At 54.9% G+C, this 1,700-nt stretch carries 1 protein-coding gene and 2 pseudogenes; all 3 read left to right on the forward strand.

The features are described 5' to 3' along the window. Positions 1-1,233: relaxase family protein (locus tag H8S80_RS33830; protein WP_187049102.1), on the forward strand; the 1,233-nt coding region annotated here is incomplete at its 5' end. 184 nt (positions 1,234-1,417) lie between these two features. Then, positions 1,418-1,612, forward strand: a pseudogene (locus H8S80_RS35225) (hypothetical protein); the annotation flags it as partial. Further along, positions 1,536-1,700 (forward strand): annotated as a pseudogene (locus tag H8S80_RS34960) (phage replisome organizer N-terminal domain-containing protein); the annotation flags it as partial. The pseudogenes H8S80_RS35225 and H8S80_RS34960, both read left to right, overlap by 77 nt.

Genomic DNA, 1,700 nt, shown 5'->3' on the forward strand with positions numbered 1-1,700 from the left:
AGCGGCAATATCCATGTGCATATCGTCATCAACTCCCTGCGGATTTATGAAGTCCCGCTTCTGCCCTACATGGACAGACCAGCCGATACACGGGAGGGCTGCAAGCACCGCTGCACCAATGCCGCTATGGAATATTTCAAGAGTGAAGTCATGGAGATGTGCCACCGGGAGGGACTTTACCAAATCGACCTCTTGAACGGCAGCAAGGAACGGATAACCGAACGGGAATACTGGGCGGCAAAGAAAGGGCAGCTTGCCCTTGATAAAGAGAACGCCGCCAGAGAAGCCGCAGGACAGCCGACCAAGCCCACCAAGTTTGAAACGGACAAGGCGAAGCTGCGCCGGACGATACGGCAGGCACTTTCCCAAGCTGGCAGCTTTGACGAGTTTTCTTCCCTTTTGCTGCGGGAGGGTGTGACCGTCAAGGAGAGCCGGGGGCGGCTTTCCTACCTCACGCCGGACAGGACAAAGCCTATCACAGCCCGGAAGCTGGGGGACGATTTTGACAAGGCTGCTGTCCTTGCCCTGCTCACGCAGAACGCCCACAGAGCCGCCGAACAGACCACAGCCATACCCGAATACCCCCACACCCAAAAGGGACGCTTGCGAGAGGAAAAAGCCGCAAAAACCACCCCGACAGACAACACCTTGCAGCGCATGGTTGACCGGGAAGCCAAGCGAGCCGAGGGCAAGGGCGTGGGCTATGACCGTTGGGCGGCAAAGCACAATCTAAAGCAAATGGCAGCTACCGTTACCGCCTACCAGCAGTACGGCTTTTCCTCCCCGGAGGAACTGGACGAAGCCTGTTCTGCCGCTTATGCCGCCATGCAGGAAAGCCTTACAGAGCTGAAGCAGGTGGAAAAGACGCTGGACGGGAAAAAGGAGCTGCAACGGCAGGTGCTTGCCTATTCCAAGACCCGCCCTGTCCGGGACGGGCTGAAACAGCAGAAAAACGCCAAAGCAAAAGCAGCCTACCGACAGAAGCACGAAAGCGACTTTATCATAGCAGACGCAGCCGCCCGCTATTTCAGGGAGAACGGCATTTCCAAGCTGCCGAGCTATAAAGCCCTGCAAGCAGAGATTGAAAGCCTTATCAAAGAGAAAAACAGCGGCTACAACGATTACCGGGCAAAACGGGAGGAATACCGCCGCTTACAGACCGTCAAGGGCAATATCGACCAGATTTTACGCCGGGAGCGCAAGCCTGTGAAAAGGCAGGAACAGGAGCGATAAAAACCACCCCAAAATGTACCCGAACCCATACAGAACAAGGGGGCTGCCCCGTACCCTACCCGCAATACCAAAGGATTTTTTAAGGGACTTACAGGGCAGAAAAACCCCGAAAATGATACCGAGATAATACAGAATTATCGCCGATACCGCCACACCAGCGGAAACGGCAGAAAGGAGCGCACCCATGCCAAGAATGAGCAAGAAACGGCGGCTGGAATGGTCTTTTTTCCTGCGGCAAGTAAAAGTCGGGAATACCACCTGCGACCGTATCACATACAACGACCTCTGCCGGGGCTGTACCCATAGCTGCAAGCAGAGCTTCCGGGCGGTTATCATACTCTGCCCCCGCTACTACTCCAAACGCCGGAAAAAGGAGGACAGGGACAATGGCAGATAACCGCAAGTATTACTACCTCAAGCTGAAAGAGAACTTTTTTGACAGCGACTCCATTGTGCTGCTGGAAGAT

Source organism: Hungatella sp. L36 (assembly GCF_014288035.1).